The sequence below is a fragment of the Chryseobacterium sp. P1-3 genome, assembly GCF_000738495.1.
GTDB lineage: Bacteria > Bacteroidota > Bacteroidia > Flavobacteriales > Weeksellaceae > Chryseobacterium > Chryseobacterium gallinarum.
Genome location: NZ_JPEQ01000004.1, coordinates 668,493 through 686,319 on the forward strand (window position 1 = coordinate 668,493; position 17,827 = coordinate 686,319).

16 protein-coding genes are annotated in these 17,827 nt (G+C 38.7%); 7 read left to right on the forward strand and 9 right to left on the reverse strand.

The window, feature by feature from the left end:
- Positions 1 to 103: 103 nt before the first annotated feature.
- On the reverse strand, positions 104 to 592 hold the full coding sequence (locus HX13_RS05840; protein WP_050020292.1) for a GNAT family N-acetyltransferase: 489 nt from the start codon (positions 590 to 592) through the stop codon (positions 104 to 106).
- A 275-nt stretch (positions 593 to 867) separates the two neighbouring features.
- Here HX13_RS05840 and HX13_RS05845 point away from each other — a divergent pair, with 275 nt between their 5' ends.
- A complete protein-coding gene (locus HX13_RS05845; protein ID WP_050020293.1) occupies positions 868 to 2,118 on the forward strand; it encodes a hypothetical protein in 1,251 nt (416 codons plus the stop codon).
- A 128-nt stretch (positions 2,119 to 2,246) separates the two neighbouring features.
- Here HX13_RS05845 and HX13_RS05850 read toward each other — a convergent pair whose 3' ends face one another.
- The 5 genes from HX13_RS05850 to HX13_RS05870 all read right to left on the reverse strand — a co-directional run bounded on the left by HX13_RS05850 (position 2,247) and on the right by HX13_RS05870 (position 6,107).
- Positions 2,247 to 3,068, reverse strand: coding sequence for a class I SAM-dependent methyltransferase (locus HX13_RS05850; protein ID WP_050020294.1), 822 nt, complete (start codon positions 3,066 to 3,068; stop codon positions 2,247 to 2,249).
- 67 nt (positions 3,069 to 3,135) lie between these two features.
- A complete protein-coding gene (locus HX13_RS05855) occupies positions 3,136 to 3,933 on the reverse strand; it encodes a helix-turn-helix domain-containing protein (protein ID WP_050020295.1) in 798 nt (265 codons plus the stop codon).
- Between the two features lie 117 nt (positions 3,934 to 4,050).
- Complete coding sequence (locus HX13_RS05860) at positions 4,051 to 4,521, reverse strand: hypothetical protein (protein WP_050020296.1); 471 nt, start codon at positions 4,519 to 4,521, stop codon at positions 4,051 to 4,053.
- A 240-nt stretch (positions 4,522 to 4,761) separates the two neighbouring features.
- A complete protein-coding gene (locus HX13_RS05865) occupies positions 4,762 to 5,550 on the reverse strand; it encodes a PhzF family phenazine biosynthesis protein (RefSeq protein WP_050020297.1) in 789 nt (262 codons plus the stop codon).
- Positions 5,551 to 5,639: 89 nt separating this feature from the next.
- Complete coding sequence (locus HX13_RS05870) at positions 5,640 to 6,107, reverse strand: hypothetical protein (protein ID WP_128572209.1); 468 nt, start codon at positions 6,105 to 6,107, stop codon at positions 5,640 to 5,642.
- Positions 6,108 to 6,588: 481 nt separating this feature from the next.
- Here HX13_RS05870 and HX13_RS05875 point away from each other — a divergent pair, with 481 nt between their 5' ends.
- Genes HX13_RS05875 through HX13_RS05885 form a run of 3 tightly spaced genes read left to right on the forward strand, consistent with a single transcriptional unit; the run spans position 6,589 to position 9,273 of the window.
- Positions 6,589 to 7,494 (forward strand): hypothetical protein, encoded by a 906-nt coding sequence (locus tag HX13_RS05875; RefSeq protein ID WP_050020299.1) that lies wholly within the window; start codon positions 6,589 to 6,591, stop codon positions 7,492 to 7,494.
- 13 nt (positions 7,495 to 7,507) lie between these two features.
- The gene (locus HX13_RS05880; protein ID WP_050020474.1) at positions 7,508 to 8,356 is read left to right on the forward strand and encodes a hypothetical protein; all 849 of its coding nucleotides are present in this window, start codon (positions 7,508 to 7,510) and stop codon (positions 8,354 to 8,356) included.
- Between the two features lie 11 nt (positions 8,357 to 8,367).
- On the forward strand, positions 8,368 to 9,273 hold the full coding sequence (locus HX13_RS05885) for a hypothetical protein (RefSeq protein ID WP_238555065.1): 906 nt from the start codon (positions 8,368 to 8,370) through the stop codon (positions 9,271 to 9,273).
- A 32-nt stretch (positions 9,274 to 9,305) separates the two neighbouring features.
- Here HX13_RS05885 and HX13_RS21905 read toward each other — a convergent pair whose 3' ends face one another.
- The 3 genes from HX13_RS21905 to HX13_RS05900 all read right to left on the reverse strand — a co-directional run bounded on the left by HX13_RS21905 (position 9,306) and on the right by HX13_RS05900 (position 12,281).
- Positions 9,306 to 9,518, reverse strand: coding sequence for a hypothetical protein (locus HX13_RS21905; RefSeq protein ID WP_128572211.1), 213 nt, complete (start codon positions 9,516 to 9,518; stop codon positions 9,306 to 9,308).
- 513 nt (positions 9,519 to 10,031) lie between these two features.
- Complete coding sequence (locus HX13_RS05895) at positions 10,032 to 10,622, reverse strand: dihydrofolate reductase family protein (protein ID WP_050020302.1); 591 nt, start codon at positions 10,620 to 10,622, stop codon at positions 10,032 to 10,034.
- Positions 10,623 to 11,063: 441 nt separating this feature from the next.
- Positions 11,064 to 12,281: a hypothetical protein gene (locus HX13_RS05900; RefSeq protein WP_050020303.1), complete on the reverse strand. Its 1,218-nt coding sequence runs from the start codon at positions 12,279 to 12,281 to the stop codon at positions 11,064 to 11,066.
- Between the two features lie 666 nt (positions 12,282 to 12,947).
- Between HX13_RS05900 and HX13_RS05905 the strand changes: the two genes are divergently transcribed.
- The 3 genes from HX13_RS05905 (at position 12,948) to HX13_RS05915 (ending at position 17,798) form a co-directional block, all read left to right on the forward strand.
- Entirely contained in the window at positions 12,948 to 15,452 is a 2,505-nt protein-coding gene (locus HX13_RS05905) for a PIG-L family deacetylase (protein ID WP_050020304.1), read from the forward strand.
- 100 nt (positions 15,453 to 15,552) lie between these two features.
- On the forward strand, positions 15,553 to 17,244 hold the full coding sequence (locus HX13_RS05910) for a sodium:solute symporter (protein WP_050020305.1): 1,692 nt from the start codon (positions 15,553 to 15,555) through the stop codon (positions 17,242 to 17,244).
- A 35-nt stretch (positions 17,245 to 17,279) separates the two neighbouring features.
- Complete coding sequence (locus tag HX13_RS05915; RefSeq protein WP_050020306.1) at positions 17,280 to 17,798, forward strand: DUF2911 domain-containing protein; 519 nt, start codon at positions 17,280 to 17,282, stop codon at positions 17,796 to 17,798.
- Positions 17,799 to 17,827 lie beyond the last annotated feature (29 nt).

The window sequence follows — 17,827 nt, forward strand, 5'->3', positions numbered from 1 at the left end:
GAAGAGTTTTTTTTATAATCTGTAAACAGGGATTTCAACGTCTGTTTAAAACCGCATCGCCTTGTCTCCTTTGGAATTTAAGAGTACCATACTTACTTCTGAATTAGTTATCAAGCCTGTAAATAAACTCCTCAATTTCCATTTGCCTTGCATTGGCGAAACCCGTATCAGAACCGATTCTGTTAAAACCACATTTTTCCATGACCTTCTGAGAACCAAAGTTGTCAAAAGCTACCCGTCCAAAAATTGGCCTGGCAGTCTCTATCTTGAGAAAGTCTTTCAATGCTGTTGTGGCGATACCTTTCCCCCAGAAATTTTTATCAATCCAATAGGTGATTTCCGCATTACCTTCCATGACAAACTTTGCGATACTTCCGGCGATAGCATTATCAACCATAATAGTCTGGTTGTTGATGGTTGGATCATTCAGAAATTTAGTGTACTTAGCCAGATAGGATTCTTTATTCTGGGATTCCTTTGAGGTAAATGCAGCCAGATGATTGGCTTCCTCATCAAGCTGAAATTGAAAAAGAACCTCTAAATCAGCAACGACTGTTGGCCTGAGTTGTATTTCATGTTGGATATCTTTCATGTTATGAGATTGGTTAGTCTAACTTCAAATATAGAACATGTTTAATTTTTTACCCTATGTTTCTAATTAAAATTTAAAAATATTTTATTTTTAAACATTAAGATACTTGATCATTGCTCTTATTCCTTAATTCTGAAAGTAAAATAGTACCGGAATCAGAAATTTAATACAGACTTAACACTGAAGTTACCCAAATAAAACCGGAATCCGGTAGTTTCGCAAGCAATTCACAATATTGGTAAGCCGTACCATATCTTATTAAATGTATAAAAACCATGATTAAAAAACAACTACCAGGATGGATACTTATGCTTGCAATGACAGGCATCGGATGTCAGAATAATCAATTGACTTCAGCCTCAATGGAAGAAGAATTACCGGCAAAGTCTACTACCAGCAAGGCCGCTGCATCAGAGGTCAGTGTCAATCCTTATGTAGACACCAGCGCTTATATCAATTCGGGTTTTAGCTTTTTAAATCCTTCGCAGGTCAATAAAAACCGGCAGGCCATTGGCGGAAATGCCTATACCGAAGTCTACGGTTTCAATATTCCGGAAGAAAACAGAGTGAGGGGAATCCGCTGGAACACCGATGACGAAACCACCTCCATCTGGCGGCCACAGGGAATTGCAGGATTTACCAAAGATGGCGTTCGCTACCTGCTGGTGAGCTGGTATGCAAAAGATGATGCTGAATATAAAGGTTCCCGCATTACCCTGATTGACATCAGCCCGAGTTCAAGCACCTATCTCACGTACCGGCATATCCTGCTGGTACAGCCTGATATTCCGGCAGGTACTACAACCTATACGCAATATAGCTCTTTCGCTCCCTTGAAAGTACACGCTGGTGGAATTGCTTATTTTAATGGGAAAATATATCTCAGCAGTACCAATCTGGGCGTCCGGATATTTGATCTGAATAAAATTATTGAAGTCAGTACAGGGGACACTACCAATGACAAATGTGGTAAAGATGCGAACGGTAATCTGTTTGCCTTCAATTACCGGTATGTATTGCCTCAGACAGGGTATCAGAAAATCAACAATGCCAGTCCTTTTTCTACCATACAGGTTAATGATGAAGGGACCCAGCTATGGACCGGGCAATACTATGCGGGCAGCGCTGATGCTTCCATTGTTCCTAAAGTCTTTGGTTTTCCTATTAACGCAAGTGGAACGATTCAAAATTCAGGAATTGTTACCATAGCGCCCAAAAACAGTCTTTTTGCGGATAATCATGCTCATGGCATCCAGGGAGTATTCCGGAAAGGCAACAGGACATGGCTTTCCTGTACCGGATCTCCAAGCAATTCCTATGGTTCCAATGCAAGGCTGGCAAGGTATACCGATGGAGCCGATGATACGGTACGTTACCGTTGGCCTTATGGAGCAGAATCCCTCTACTACGAAGCCCAATATGGCTATTTGTGGAGCCTGACGGAATATGAACCCAATGCCGGAGCCCAGAATGGTAGCCAGGTCAACCGGTGCATATTTGCCGTTGATTTTTCAAAGTATGAGTAATGCAGAAGAAGCAGCTTCTTGGGATTATAAGGAATTTATGTAGGGGTGGTCTGGTTTGTCAGAATTGTTTTTAAAAAAACTCTCCGAAATCAGTGACTTCGGAGAGTAGTTAACTTTATTACCGGTTTCTATTTCACTGCAAGCTGCCAGGTTTCCTGTATTCTGCCTCTGCTTTTCAGAAGTTCCAGCTGCTTGGGTGTGCCTGTCTCGAGTAATTTAGGTAAGCTGCTGAGCTTTTCAAATTCCGGTTCATACTTTTCAATAATCCTGAATCCGTTATCATGAAAGAATTGCTCAGCCTGACCAAAAGATTCAAAATAATTTTCATGAACATTGTTCTTTTTGAAAAAGGTATTCCATTTTTTATCGCGATCGCTTCCAAGGGTATGGGTTTCGTGTTTCAGGTAAATATCTGCGGTTACCCATGTTCCTCCGTTCTTGTTCAATAGGGAATGGATATTTCTTAAAATACGGCGTTGGGATTCACGGTTAAAATACATCAGTAAGCCTTCATTAATGATCAGTACTTCACTGCTAACTGCCGGAAATGATTTTTCATCCAATGCATTCAGATCCAGAAACTGCAGATTGGAGGGCACGGTTTCCCCCATATTTTCCAGCATGCCGGTTTTTGCTGTGATGATGGAATTCAAATCAGTATCAAGATATGTTGTATTGATATTACGGTGTGCATATTCCAATCCTCTTAAGGAAAAACCCGCTGATAGTTCCAATACAGTAGAGGCAGAGGTTTTTTCGAGGAAATAGTCCAAAGAACGCGAGCGCATTTCAAAGTGAAGTACACTTGCCTGGAATCCGAAATCCTCCTTCAGTGCTGCCGGAGTATCAATATTGAAGTAATCTGCTATCTTTTTTGCATAAGGTATGGTGTCCGTTTCTGCTTTAAATGCCATGAGTGCTTTGGCGGTGTCTGTTACTTTTTCTAACATAATCATTGAATTTTTCTGCAAAGTAACGGCAACCGGATGCCGGAAAATAGGAAAAAACAGACCTCATTTATTTCCTGATAAACTGGTTTCCCAGTTTGTTGACCTTTTTCATGAATTGATGAGGTTTTGTAAGCAGAATCTTACGGAAGTTCATGATGAAATGAGACTCATCATAAAAAAAGTCATAAAGTTCACTTTTATTTTCCCGTTCCTCATTTCTGATATAGCGGTTGTAAATTTCATGAAACCTTATTATAGATACATATTCCTTTGGAGTAATGCCCACCTGTGCTTTGAAAAGCTTATTGAGATGACGTTGTGATCCCGGAATATGTCCGAATAGCTCTTTAATGAGGATATTGCCATTGCAGGCATTGATTTGGTTTATGATTTCTACCACGCGCTGATCCGGGGTATATCGTATCCTTTCAATGATCAGACCGGTAATTTCGGCTACTGCCTCATGCAGGTTTCCCGTGAAGGAGGCTAGGAGCTCTTTTCCGTCAAGATTCCTTTTAGATAGGGATTGTACTTTATTGACAAGTAACGGGAGTTCCTTTCCTTCTATAGCATAATATCCGTATGGCTTGAAACTGATGCCTATTGAGTGAACAGGCTCAGTTCCTTTGAGTTCAATTTTTGAATTGTGCTGGCCCACCAAATGTAAATCATAGAGTGGATGGTGGTAGGAAGTGTTTTGAATAATATGCTCATACTGTCCCTGGTAATTCCAGATCAGTATCCAGCGTCCGGTGGGAATGACTGCTGCCTGTTCACAATAGTCCAGCCGATCCGGGCTCTCAAAAGACCAGATGGATTCCACATAGGGTTTCAGGGGATCCGGTATAGGATAATATTGCATCATTATCAATATGGGTGTTAAACCCGGATAGGCTTTATTCGAGACAAATTTAGGATTATTTGCCTTATTTGATATTATGACTCTTGAAGGGCGGCAGTTTTGAGAAGGCAGCTTTATAAACTAACGGAGAAGAAACCAGATTGAAGCAGCAATTCCGGCATAAGCAGTAACCGTAATAATATCTGCTATGGGTTGTGAAAATCGTTTTTCTGCAATTTTCTCTCCATTGATCTGGTTTTTATGGAATTTCAGAATTTTTTTAGGATTATGAACCGGGTGTGCCACCAGGCTGTCGCTTTCCCACTTGTCAACTATTATTTTATAGCTCCTGCCTTCAACGTTAATTTTAACGTTTTTATTAGGGGTCAGCTTCTCCTGGATGTTGACAGGAACAGGCATTTGCTGTGCGTTCAGGTTCTGGGATTCAGCTGTTGTACTTTTCATTGGCGCAGATACACTATTAACAGGAGCTGAACCATTTTTAGATTCTTGCTGATTGCCGGTTGTTGTATCCACCTGTTTTTTTACCTGGTAGGTATAGCAACTGGTAAGAGAAAATAATATAATGATGAGATAAAGATTCTTTCGCATTAGCCAAATTTAATAATTAAACGGAAAATTTAGTATTTTCTTTTGAAAGATATTGTTAAAAATAACCTCCCGCTGTCGAACAATTGTATTGTGGTCTTATTCAATCACTTTTCATACAGTTGTTTTTATAGTGTCTGATTTTATAATACAAAAACCACATGAAGGATTCATGTGGCAGCGAGGTAGCCAATACAGCTATATCATTGGTTTGTTGTTTCTTTATTTTAACTTAAAAAAAGCTTATTCTATCCATAGGTGTCCCATAGAATAAGTCCTGGCTTTCCCTGCCACAATCACTCTCTCGTTTTTGTTTTCACAATAGAGTTCGCCACCTCTTTCTGATAGCTGGCGGGCAAAAAGTTTATTTTTCCCTAATCTTGATGACCAGAACGGAATAAGTGAGCAGTGTGCGGAGCCGGTGACAGGATCTTCAAGAATTGAGGACTGCGGCGTAAAATACCTTGAAACAAAATCACTGTCAGTGCCTGTTGCTGTTACCACAACACCACCCGGGTCCAGATTGATAAGATCAAAAATAGATCTTTCAAGCCTGATTTTTTTAATGTCTTCTTCAGACTCATATACCAGGACGTAATCCCTTGATTTGAAAACTTCCTTAGGTTGTATATTGAGGGATCTGGATATGATATCCGGAAGAGCTGATGCTTCAGGCATTCTCGATGGGAAATCCATGTAATAAAATCCATCTTTAACCTCAACGGTTAGTTCACCGCTTTTGGTCTCAAAAACGATTCTGCTGTTTTGATAATGTAAGATGGAAGCCAGGCAATGAGCCGTGGCAAGGGTAGCATGTCCGCATAGGTCCATTTCTATTTCCGGGGTAAACCATCTCAGGTGAACGCTATTGCCGGTATCAATAAAAAAAGCTGTTTCTGCCACAGCATTTTCACGGGCTATTTTTAAGAGAACCTCGTCTGGTAACCAGGTCTTCAATGGAACAACACAGGCTGAATTTCCCTGGAAAATATTTTCTGTAAAAGTATCTATTTGAAATAATTCTAACTTCATAATGAGAGTTTTTAGTATATATTTATTTTTCGGTTAGCTTTTGGGATGATTGCTTTTGTTTTTTAAACGCTGAAAAACCTTCTGAAGACTCACTTTTTTTCTTTTGTTTTTGAAGAAAATAAAGGATGCTTATTCAATAATTTTAGGGTAGGTGATTCAAAGTCCCAGCCCATACTTTTTTCAAGAAAATAAAAAACAGCCCCATCATGGGTTGTAATTTCAATGAAATACGCTGGAAATTTGTTCAAAGCATGTCTTACGGGTATAAAGGCTACTTCTTTTATCTGTTCAGCAGGATAGAGGAGTTCATTAATGATGAGACCATTACCGGTTAGAAAAACATTGGCAAGAGAAAGGTTTTTTCTCAGTATCCAATAATCTGATGAACATACAAAAACCAGAAACAGCAAACATATAATACCTGTACAGGCCAAATAAAAAGGCTCTTTTTGTTCGGTAAAAAAATAAAGTGATATTGAAACTATTTGAATAAAGATAACAATGAATCCATACCTGAAAAAGAAGAATTCGAAATAACCTGGATTTAATTTTTTCATGAATAATAGTGTTGGTTTTTGCTGCATTGAGCTGTCAGAAAATGCATTTAATTCATAAAAATACGAAAGTTTAGAGGAATATATACTCTGATATTTCTCAAGGCTTGCAGAAAAGTCTGTTTTATAGATAAAAAGTCTGCTTGCGGGAGCAATTTATTGAATAACATCCATTATGGGTCTGTAGAGTTACATCTAATTTGTTTTCGAATTATATCTATAAGGTTAAGGTCTTATATATGAGGTATATATGATAATTTTGACCTTATTTAATATGAAAAAACAAAATTGATATATGAAGCTTAAAATGCATCGAAAAACTATTTTTTATAATAGCTTGCCAAGCATTTTAAGTTCACCGAAAATATTATAATCCACGAATACCGGTTTTATTTGGGAAATTATTCCCGATTGAGACTGTATCATATTGCTGATTTAGTATTAAGGCCTTACTTACCATAATTCAAACCTAAAAAACAAACAAATGAAAGAAAAAATACGTTTTCTGATATTCTCCTGCGGAGTGTTTTATTCTTGTGTTAATCCATTATTCTCTCAAGTAGGGATTGGATTAAAAAATCCTCAAGGGGCTTTACATGTAGATGGTGCTAAAGACAATGCCGTTACGGGAACTCCAACAGCAGCACAGGCAGCCAATGATGTTATTATTAACAAAACAACAGGCTTTGTTGGTGTGGGAGTGTTTAATCCTCAGGTAAAAATGGATATGAGATCTGCAGGAACCGAAAATGCCTTAGGTCTCAGCACTACTACAATGAGTGCTGTAGATGCCGGTGCAGGAGCAGTGAGGTATGATGTTGCCAATATCCCTGTAGGGCCCAAAATTGAAGTTTCGGATGGAATGGTTTGGCATAAAGCTTATATAGCTCCTCAAAAAGCAGTAGTAGTAGCCCGTAAAATATCGACTCAATCCATAATACCAAATTCAGCTACCAATATCAACAATTGGAATGTGGTGCGGGACATGAGTAATAGCTTTGATGCTTCTTCAGGTATTTTTACCGCTCCCCGTGATGGTACCTATACCTTTCTATTAACATTTAACTTTAATGGAGCCGTAATTAATGACGGATCCAGAGTAGAATCACAATTTTACAATACTACAACCAACACAGTACTGGCATCTGTTTACAAAACTTTCGGACAATCTATGACCGGTACTGCCGATGATGCCAATTCTACCCGATCTACCCAGGCCGGAGGATCAAGTACCGTAACTCTTACTTTACTTGCAGGGACAAAAGTAGCAACCAGGCTTTGGCATAATCTTGTATCAAGTGGTTCTGTGGAACTCAGAGTGACTACTAACCCTGCAGACCCTACAAATCCTGATGATGGATTTAACAACTTAACCATTATAGAACATTAAAAAATAGATGATTATGAAATTGAAAATTCGTTTTGCATATCAGGTAATGACCTGTATTCTATTTTTTTCTTCGGTTAAGATATCAGCCCAGGTAGGCTTTTTTACCGATAAGCCTGTGAAATCATTGCAGATTGATGCTGCAAAGGATAATGGATCCACCCCTGATGCTTTAAAATTGTCTAATGATGTAGTGGTAGATTCAAACGGGAACCTTGGCGTAGGGATTTTAAACCCTGTAACCAAAGTAGATCTCCGTTCACCGGATAATAAAGGGCTTATTGGTTTAGGAACCGGTACACAAACGCCTGCTGAGGCTGGTGGCGGCGCAATACGCTATAATGTAAATGGCTTTTTAGAATATTCTGATGGTGAACAATGGATTGCTTTACCTCTTACAGCACCTACCAAAGCCCTTGTAAATGCCAGTAAGAGTACTGTTCAGAGTATCGGTAGCGGTTCTACAGTTTATATATCAGACTGGACCGAAACTGTAGACCTGGGAACAACACCCAATGGAGATTTTAATTCTTTAACCGGTATATTTACGGCTCCTCGTGATGGTTTTTATCTGGTATCTTTCAATATCACTTTAGCGAATGGTACTATTCCAAAAAATACTTTTATAGAGACCGCAATAGAAAGCAATCGCAATACCGAGAATATTCAGACTTTTAAAACAGTCAATTCTTATCCTGCATTCCAGGCTGGGGCAGTCAGTAATTTTATAAGTGGTAACTGCAATGCGATCTTTAATCTTAAAGCAGGAAATACCATTAAGTTTAGTGTCAGGCACAATATAGGTTCTGCGAGAAATACCCTGAATGACGGGAAATTAAATAATCTCAGCATTAGTGAATTATAAAAAACACAATCATGATACAATATAATAAAATAAAGAGCCTGACAATTGTTTTTGTTCCTCTGCTTTTCTGGGTCCAGGCTAGTGCCCAAATTGGGATAGGAGTAGATAACCCGACAAATCCTGTTGAAGTAAAAACGGATGCCGGCAAAGTGATAATTGATAAATCAGGTAAGATAGGAGTACTGGTTGCCAATCCGAAAGTTGCAATAGATTTACGAAGCGGAAACAATGGGGCGGTTGCAATAGGGAACACAGATAAAACAGCGGTACAGGCTGGTGCCGGTGCTTTACGTTATGTAGCAAGTCCTGCCATTGGGGTAAAAGGATATCTGGAGTTTTCTGATGGTACAAATTGGGTAAGTTTTTTCCCAAAAGGTAAACCCCGCATTGTTGTTATGGCAAATAAGGTAACCCAGGATACTTATGTGTTTGAAAGTGGAACTCCCTCAGAAATAGGAACCAAATCCGGAATTGTACAAAGAAGGTCCTCATATTTAACCAACTGGACTGAAAAACTGGATTCCGATTCTGGTGTCCCTACCGATAATTTCAATCCATCTACAGGGGAGTTTATTGCTCCCAGAACCGGGGTGTATTTTGCCACTTTTACTTTTGCATTACAATCAAGCCAGGTAAATACCGGGGGAAATAACCAGACGGAAGCCATATGGGAAGTAAGAAATCCAGCAGGAGTAATTACCCAAAGGATAAAAACCAACAACGGATATGCATCTGATACCGGGGCAAGCCCTAACGCTGTACCTGTAGGCTCAGCCTGTACTGTAAGCGTTTATCTGAATAAAGGAGATAAATTAAGACCATTCACCTGGATTACGGTAGCATTTGATGGGACGGTAAGTCAGTTTGATGTTTCAGGCAGCGGAGTATACAATTCATTAACCATTGTGGAGCAGTAGAAATCAATCTTACTTATTATACCATTTGAATATTATAAAATGCCGAATACGAAAATATCCGGCATTTTTTCGTGGAAAATTTCTTTAATAATAGAGAATTGTAGGTTGTTTTGCTTAAAAATCCCAACGAAAGCTGGAATTTTTTTGTTTTGATTTTCGCTTGTTGAGTAGTCAATAAGATTATTTCCTTTAAACTTGCTCCGAAGTCGGGAGACTTCGGAGAGCGGGGAAAATTCCAATTTCATGATTGAGAAAATTTTTGTCTGTAACAAAGATAATTTATTTCCTGGACAGACCTCGGTTTTAATTTTATTGTTGTGAGCTGCTGTTCCGTTTCTCAAGGTAGAGGCCATTATCTGGCTTGTTTCCGATACAGAAATCTTGTTGATTTGCAAATAATTGATATTCTAATGGGTTTTAAAAATTGAATTGTATTTCCTGATTTGCCATAGTCCTGACCCCTTTGAAAATAACGGCCTTCGTTGTTTACGCCTCTTACTTCGGCATGAACGGGATAATAGTCAGCATTGAATAGATTATTAATGGAAAACAGGAAAGTGAATTTCTGATATTTGTATTTTGCAGATATACAAGGTTATATCCTGAAACGGATATTTTCCATAGTTATATGCTTCAGTGGGAAACACATCATTCTGAATGTGCCTTTATATAGTTTCAATATCAAACAGCTATTATTGTCAGAAACTGGTCCTAGATTTCATCTTCTTGTTCATTTTAAGAAAATTGATAACCGACTATCATATTGGCCTAAGAACCTCTTGCGGCTTATACGTAAGCAAAGCCACACCATTTGAAAATATCTTGTGGTCAGAAAGTGCCAAATGGAAAAGTTTAAAATCTTCAGGGAAGAGAGAATACCCTTTACCAATAGCTACAGGAACTACCACCAGTTGTATTTCATCGATGAGATTTGCTTTTAGTAAGGATTGTGCCAAAGAAATACTACCCCACATGATCATGTTTTTTTCTTCTTTCTGTTTTAATGATGTGATATAGGTTATCGCATCTTCTGTAACTAACGAAATATTTCCATGATTTCCCCATTGTACTTCCTGTAATGAACCGGAAAAAACAATTTTTGGTAACCGGTTCATTGCTTCTGCAATCTTGCTATCTTCCCCACCGGCATCCGGCCAGTAGTTGGTAAACATTTTATAGGTTTCTTTCCCAAGAAGAATAAGGTCAATACTTTCCATTAGTTTTTCCTGATGCGGAGTTATTTCATTGCCTATGTTATTATAGGTCCCATCAAAAAAGCCTGTTGTTTTCTCTCTGTCAGCACAGAAACCATCTGCGGATATAAATTCTTGTAGAATGAGCTTTTTCATATTCAATTTTTAAAACTGTTTTTTTTTTAAAAGATCAATATCATTACATATTAAGTAGAAAATTAAAAAGACTTTCTGTCATTAAAGTTTTCCTATGGCAAGAAATAGCGTTTTAAGCAAAAAAATGGAGTTATATCTTATTGATGTAAAAAAGTATAATGTACAGGTTTTAATCGGAATTACGATGATGCATGCTTTCCAGATAAATAAAGACGTTAAGTGATTGGTGGATCTTTACATTTTTACATAATGGATACATTTAATCTTGTAAAAACAAATATGCGCAAATTGTCTTGAATTTGCGCATATTGTTCAACTTGCTCTAAATTCAGTAACTCCGGAGAGTAAGTGATGCGAATATCATTGATGATTTCACATCCATAAATGTATTGTCAACTTCGTAGATGATAAAAAAATGCCCCTTTTTTTAGGGGTATTATATTATTGTGCTCTTACTTGCTCTATCTTTATGAATATTTTAGAAAGGTTGGGCTGGGCGCTGCCTGAAGTGGGTGCTCCTACCATAATGGTTGCGGTATAAGCGGTTTTTGAAGAAGGATTACTGTCTATCCAGGTATATCTTCTATGCTCAGGTCCACCACCGGATCCGTCTATAATCCCTATATTCCCCCAGTAAGCGTTTCCTATTGCCCCTGTGCCCTGAGGATACCAGGTAGCTGATGAATCTGCCATACCGCCCCATACTCCTGAAGTAATATTGTTTGTTGTTACAGCTGAACCGATATAACCACCATATTCCGTATTATAATTCCAATACAGATTAACGGTAGAACCTGTATTATTATACAATTGCACATTAGGAACTGCAGCGGTTGTACCACTTGTGGTGTCAAATATTACCCTGATCGAATACTTACCATCCGGAGTAGTAAGGGGTAAAGTATAAGCTTGCTTCCCGTTGGAATCGGTTGTTAGGGTAGGATATCCCATCACAGCGACAGGTGAGATGTCTGCACGGCTGGTATTTCCCACTGTAGCAGTACAGTTTTGTCCTGCTGTTAAGAAAGGAACTGCAGCACTAGTCAGGGGAAGGGCCATATCATTACCGGTGGTGGGAGTTCCGGTTACTGAAAATACCAATTCTCCATCACCAAACTCCAGTGTTCCGGGTCTTAGTTGGAAGGTTAATCCGTTCACTGTAAAAGGAGCGCCTGAATTATACGAGCCTCCGTTTCCCTGGCTGTAGGTCACTCTCAGGTTTCCGTTGAAAGGAGTACCGGGAGTATACGTAGAAGGATTTAAGTAAGCTGTAGTACATTGTAATGCGGTAATCGCCGGAGAAATGGCATTTGTTGCTTGTGTAAGTCTTTGCCATACTGCTCCGTCAAAATAATAATAGCCCATAGCAGTAACATTGATACGTTGTCCTGTAGCATCTCCGCCAGTAACGTCCGTAATATAAATTAATGCTCCTCTTTGATCGCTGCCATAAGTAGCCGTATTGGCTGTAAGCTCAGCTCTTGTAAGCCTCGGAGCCTGTAATCCGAATGTTTGTGTGTTATCCGTAATCAGCCCTGAAGTATCTCTTTTAGCAGATACATCCATCGTTGTTTTTGGTAAAGTTGTATTAAAACCTACTTGGGCACATGAGAATCCAGTAATAAGAACAGCACTGAATAGTGTAAATTTTGTTTTCATATTAAGATGTTATTTGGGTAAATCAAATATAACTTTTTTTATGAAAAAATAAAAATAATTCCTTTATTGTTGAAAAAAATTAATTAATTAGTAATACATAATTAAAATGTGGAGATTTTGAATCGTTTTGTAATATGCTGAATTTCAAATTTTTTATATTGTTTGAAACTAATTTATATAAATTCTATTTTTCTCTAAGATAAGATGATTTTTGTTCAATGTATAGATATTTGTACTCATTATTTATTCTAATATATTAAAGATATAACCGAATATATTATAGTCAGATATAAATGATTATAAGTAGAAATAATAAATTTATTGATAAACTCTAATTGTAAACCCCTTTGGGGCAAGAGAACTTGGCGGGATATTACTCAAAATTTTTTTAATGTTACACTTTTAGTACACTTTAGAAAGTAGAAAGTTTAAGGTAAGACCGCAGCAATAAGTTCACATAAGCTGAAAATCTTTGATTTTCAAAAAAACTTTAGTGTACTTATTATGCGCAAAGTATATAACTTAAATAACTTAAGTGTTTAAAAAGCTTTGTGCCATTTTGGTTTAATAAAAAAGTTTAAAAAGTTTTTTGTAAAATTCACAGTCCAATTCTTTTAAGGTGGAAAGAAAAACGATTTACTTATATTTGCCGCAAAGCAAATTTAAATGTTTAAAAAAGTAAGCACTGTATTTATTCTTGGCTTTTATACGGTTTTCTGTTCGGCCCAGCAGGTCCGGCCTTCCAAATCATCTGAAATTTACCGCGAACTCAAAACCCTTAAACAGCTGCCTAAAGTTTTATACCTTGCAGCTCATCCCGATGATGAGAATACAGGATTGCTCTCCTGGTTAATCAACGATCAGAATGTAGAAACAGGCTACTTGTCTTTAACCAGAGGAGATGGTGGGCAGAATTTACTAGGCACAGAGCAAGGTGCAGCATTGGGGTTAATCAGAACGCATGAGCTTTTAGAGGCAAGAAAGTTAGATGGTGCCCAGCAGTTTTTTACCCGTGCGATTGATTTCGGGTTCTCTAAAAATACGACTGATACCTTTAAACAATGGGATGAAAATAGCATTACAGCGGACGTTGTCTGGGTTATCCGTCAATTCCGTCCTGATGTTATCATTTGCCGTTTTCCTCCTACGGCTGCGGCAGGTCATGGACAACATGCAGCTTCGGCTGTGGTAGCAGAAAAAGCTTTTAGGCTGGCAGGCGATAAAACCGCTTTTCCGGATCAACTGAAATATGTTAATGTATGGCAACCGAAACGTGTACTATGGAATACTTTCCGCTTTGGTGGAGTCAATACGACCGCTGAAAATCAACTGAAAGTTACCGTTGGACAATATGATGCGCAATTGGGAATGGGGTATGGCGAATTGGCAGGATTAAGCAGAAGTTTACATAAAAGCCAGGGTGCGGGAACACAGTCTGTAGCCGGTATCAGAACTGAATACTTTGCCCACGTTGCCGGCGAGCCTGCAAAAGCAACACTTTTTGACGGAATCATTAAAACCTGGACTTCACAAGGAAATGCTGATATTGATCAATCATTGGATAAAATTATTTCCGCTTTCAATTTCAATAATCCGGAGCTTAGCTTGCCTGCTTTACTTGCTTTGCGAAAAAAGGTTATGGTAATCCAGGATTCAGCCCTAAGAAAGGATAAAATTAAATCACTTGACCGTATCATTTTAAGCTGTGCCGGCTTTATGGGCGAGGTGGTTACCAGTCAACCTGAGGCGGTTGCCGGCGATCATTACCTTTTCAGGTTAAATCTGATTGCAAGAGCTGTAAATCCTGTTGTTTTAGAAAATGTAAAATGGCTCAGTCAATCAGAAAGCTTCAACAGAAAACTATCAAAAGATTCTTTAATTACCATTGAGCATGATATTCAGATTCCTGCAGATGCAGCACTTACCGAACCTTACTGGTTGTCCAAACCAGCTACGAATGCAGCAACTTTCTCTGTTCCGGATGATACTTTAATCGGTTTGCCTGAGGCAGAATCGCCGCTTAATATTTTACTTGATCTAAAAATCGGTTCGGAAAAATTTCAGGTTAAACTTCCTTTATCTTTCAAAAAATTAGATCCGGTGCGTGGTGATGTGGTCGAAGCCCTGCGCATTGTTCCTGCATTGGAACTGAAATTTACACAACCTCTTTATTTGGTCAAAGATAATGAAGATTTACATTTAAGTTTAAATGTTAAGGTTAATTCTAACAAACAGTTTACTAAAGGAGTTCTCAACCTAATGTATAACGGAGAACGGTTAGGCGGCACTGATGTAAGTTCTCTCAATGGGAAAGATACTACCATTGATTACATTATTCCAAAAGATAAGCTTGCCACAATACACTCATCCCGCCTGCCATTGGATGCCAGTTTTGTTGCAGATGGAGTCACGTATAATAAAAAACAGGTATTAATTCAGTACCCGCATTTACCCTCCTTACAATATTTTGCGCCTGCCACGGTAACGGTAATGAAGGGTGATATCCAGGCAAAAGTTAAAAAAGTAGGTTACATAGAAGGTGCGGGTGATTTCATTCCTGATTTTCTGCGCATTGCAGGTATTCAGGTAGATGTCCTGAAAGACGAAGATTTTTATGGAAACATAGATGAATCTGCTGGAAATGGGAGTCAAAACAAGCTGTCACAATATGATGCTATCGTACTTGGTGTTCGAGCCAACAACACAGAGAAAAAGCTGGGTCGCTGGATACCTTTTTTATGGTCTTATGTGAAAGCCGGGGGCAATCTGGTGATGCAGTATAACACCAACCAGGATACAACCGTTAATCAATTGGGAATGTACAGTTTCAGTATTGCCAATAAGAGGGTTACCGAAGAAAATGCCGCGGTTAGGTTTTTAAATCCCAATCATAAATTACTGAACTTTCCGAATAAAATTACTGCGGATGACTTTAAAGGCTGGGTACAGGAACGGGGTGCCTATTTCCCTTCTCAATGGGATGCAGCGTATGAACCGCTTTTTGAAATGCACGATACAGACGAAGAGCCACTGCAGGGATCCACTTTATATGCCCGATACGGGAAGGGTAATTTTATTTACACCCCATTGGCCTTTTTCAGACAGCTGCCTGCGGGAAATGTGGGGGCGGCACGTTTATTTTTTAACTTTTTATCTGCACAGAAAAACTGATGAACAAGCAACTTAAAAATTGGAATATCTGGTACGTACTATTAGCTGTTGCATTAGTATTGCAGATCGCATTTTATTATTGGTTTACTAAATTCTGGGCATGAGTAATATAGATTGGACAGTTCTTATTTTTACACTTGTTGTAGTGGTGGTTTACGGTGTATTCACCGGTCGTGGCCAGAAAAACAACAAATCCTACCTGAAAGCAGATAATAAAATGCCCTGGTACATTGTCCTTTTAGGTATTATGGCTACCCAGGCAAGTGCCATTACCTTTCTTTCAGCGCCGGGCCAGGCGTACACAGACGGCATGCGTTTCGTTCAGTATTACTTTGGTTTGCCTTTGGCAATGATTGTGATCTGTATCACTTTCATCCCGATTTTTCAACGCTTGAATGTTTATACCGCCTACGAATATTTGGAGAACCGTTTTGATAAGAAAACAAGGGTGCTCACTTCTCTACTTTTCCTTTTTTCCAGAGGCTTGTCAACGGGTATCAGTATTTACGCTCCGAGTATCATCTTGTCAAGCGTTTTAAACTGGAATATTTATGTAACCAATGTTTTAACAGGTGGGATCCTGTTGATTTATACCTATATTGGCGGTGCAAAAGCGATTGCTCATACCCAGAAGCTACAGTTTCTCATTATCCTGGGAACAATGGCATTTGCAGGATATCTGCTTATTCAGAATATGCCGGATGGAATTGGTTTTAATGATGCGCTGTATCTGGCAGGAAAATCCGGAAAGCTCAATGTCATCACCACAGAATTCGATTGGAAAGATAAATACAATATCTGGAGCGGGCTGATTGGCGGTTTTTTTCTGGCACTTTCTTACTTTGGTACGGACCAGAGCCAGGTAGGAAGGTATATTACTGCAAAGGATAATACCAATGCAAAAATGGGCTTGCTGCTGAACGGATTGGTTAAAATTCCGATGCAGTTTGCTATTCTCCTGATTGGTGGTTTGCTTTTCGCATTCTTTTCTCTGAAACCGGCCCCGATTTATTTTAACGAACGCTCTTATCAATATTTAAAAGAAACAAAACCTGAACAGGCTGCGGTTTTTGAAAAAGAACATCAGGATTTACAAATACAATTTAATGAAGAATCGAAGGAAATTCTAAAGTTGAAAGAAACCCATTCTCCCCAACTCCGAAAAGCAATTCAGGATTTTAAAAACACACAAAGCCAGGTAAAAGCACTTCACGGCAGGGTAGAGGAAGCGATCAATAATTCAGACTATAATGCGGAAAAGACGGATACGAATTACATTTTCCTGTATTTCGTAAAAAATACATTGCCTGCAGGGATGATCGGTTTGCTGTTTGCCGTCATCTTTCTGGCTAGCTGGGGTTCCATTTCGGCAGCGCTGAATTCCCTTGCCGCCTGCTCATTAAAAGATGTTCATTTGATATTCAGAAAAGAAATTCCTGATGATGCCACCGAATTGAAGTATAGCCGTCTGCATACTTTAGCCTGGGGGATTTTCTCAATCGGTGTAGCTATGTTTGCCACGCAAATGGGGTCCCTTATTGAAGCGGTTAATATATTAGGTTCTCTTTTCTACGGCCCGATATTGGGGATTTTTCTGGTCGCATTTTACTATAAAAAAATCACCGGTTCCAATGTATTTATTGCTGCAATACTATCAGAAATTGCGGTTATTGCCGTTTATCAGTTCAATATCGTTTCTTTTCTTTGGCTTAATGTAATTGGGGCAGCAGCAGTCATTATATTTTCTGCAATAGGGTTGTTGTTTTATAAGCCGAAAGTAGTAAATTCGTAAACAAACAATCGCAAAAACAAACAAATAAAAATAATATGAAAACCATCATTAAATCTGCTGCTGTCCTTGTTGCGACAATGACAATCTCCTTGAATGCCTTTGCACAGGACACTAAAAAACCTGCCAGCCCTCCGGCTACTGCTACAGGAAAAATTAAAGATGCAACCATTACAATAAACTATAGCAGTCCTTCCGTTAAAGGACGTACCATCTGGGGTGGTTTAGAAGCTTACGATAAAGTCTGGCGTGCGGGTGCCAATGAAGCAACTACTTTCGAAACGGATAAGGATATTACCGTTCAGGGTAAAAAGCTGCCTAAAGGTAAATATAGCTTTTTCCTAATCCCCAAAGAAAGCGGAACCTGGACTGCAATTTTTAATAAAGAATCCAAACAATGGGGCGCTTATAAGTATGATCAAGCTAAAGATGCTTTACGCGTTGATGTAAAAACAAAAGCCTTACCGGCAACACAGGAAACTTTAGTTTATAAAATAAACAGTAATGGATTCACAATGGATTGGGATAAAATCTCAGTACCTGTAGAGATCAAATAAATTTAATAGAAGAAATTAAATCCCGGAAC

Bases quoted from the DNA above. Each gene is read 5' to 3' on its own strand.
- HX13_RS05840 (WP_050020292.1), bottom strand. From the start codon at position 592: ATGAAAGATATCCAACATGAAATACAACTCAGGCCAACAGTCGTTGCT.
- HX13_RS05845 (WP_050020293.1), top strand. From the start codon at position 868: ATGATTAAAAAACAACTACCAGGATGGATACTTATGCTTGCAATGACA.
- HX13_RS05850 (WP_050020294.1), bottom strand. From the start codon at position 3,068: ATGTTAGAAAAAGTAACAGACACCGCCAAAGCACTCATGGCATTTAAA.
- HX13_RS05855 (WP_050020295.1), bottom strand. From the start codon at position 3,933: ATGATGCAATATTATCCTATACCGGATCCCCTGAAACCCTATGTGGAA.
- HX13_RS05860 (WP_050020296.1), bottom strand. From the start codon at position 4,521: ATGCGAAAGAATCTTTATCTCATCATTATATTATTTTCTCTTACCAGT.
- HX13_RS05865 (WP_050020297.1), bottom strand. From the start codon at position 5,550: ATGAAGTTAGAATTATTTCAAATAGATACTTTTACAGAAAATATTTTC.
- HX13_RS05870 (WP_128572209.1), bottom strand. From the start codon at position 6,107: ATGAAAAAATTAAATCCAGGTTATTTCGAATTCTTCTTTTTCAGGTAT.
- HX13_RS05875 (WP_050020299.1), top strand. From the start codon at position 6,589: ATGAAAGAAAAAATACGTTTTCTGATATTCTCCTGCGGAGTGTTTTAT.
- HX13_RS05880 (WP_050020474.1), top strand. From the start codon at position 7,508: ATGAAATTGAAAATTCGTTTTGCATATCAGGTAATGACCTGTATTCTA.
- HX13_RS05885 (WP_238555065.1), top strand. From the start codon at position 8,368: ATGATACAATATAATAAAATAAAGAGCCTGACAATTGTTTTTGTTCCT.
- HX13_RS21905 (WP_128572211.1), bottom strand. From the start codon at position 9,518: ATGAAATTGGAATTTTCCCCGCTCTCCGAAGTCTCCCGACTTCGGAGC.
- HX13_RS05895 (WP_050020302.1), bottom strand. From the start codon at position 10,622: ATGAAAAAGCTCATTCTACAAGAATTTATATCCGCAGATGGTTTCTGT.
- HX13_RS05900 (WP_050020303.1), bottom strand. From the start codon at position 12,281: ATGAAAACAAAATTTACACTATTCAGTGCTGTTCTTATTACTGGATTC.
- HX13_RS05905 (WP_050020304.1), top strand. From the start codon at position 12,948: ATGTTTAAAAAAGTAAGCACTGTATTTATTCTTGGCTTTTATACGGTT.
- HX13_RS05910 (WP_050020305.1), top strand. From the start codon at position 15,553: ATGAGTAATATAGATTGGACAGTTCTTATTTTTACACTTGTTGTAGTG.
- HX13_RS05915 (WP_050020306.1), top strand. From the start codon at position 17,280: ATGAAAACCATCATTAAATCTGCTGCTGTCCTTGTTGCGACAATGACA.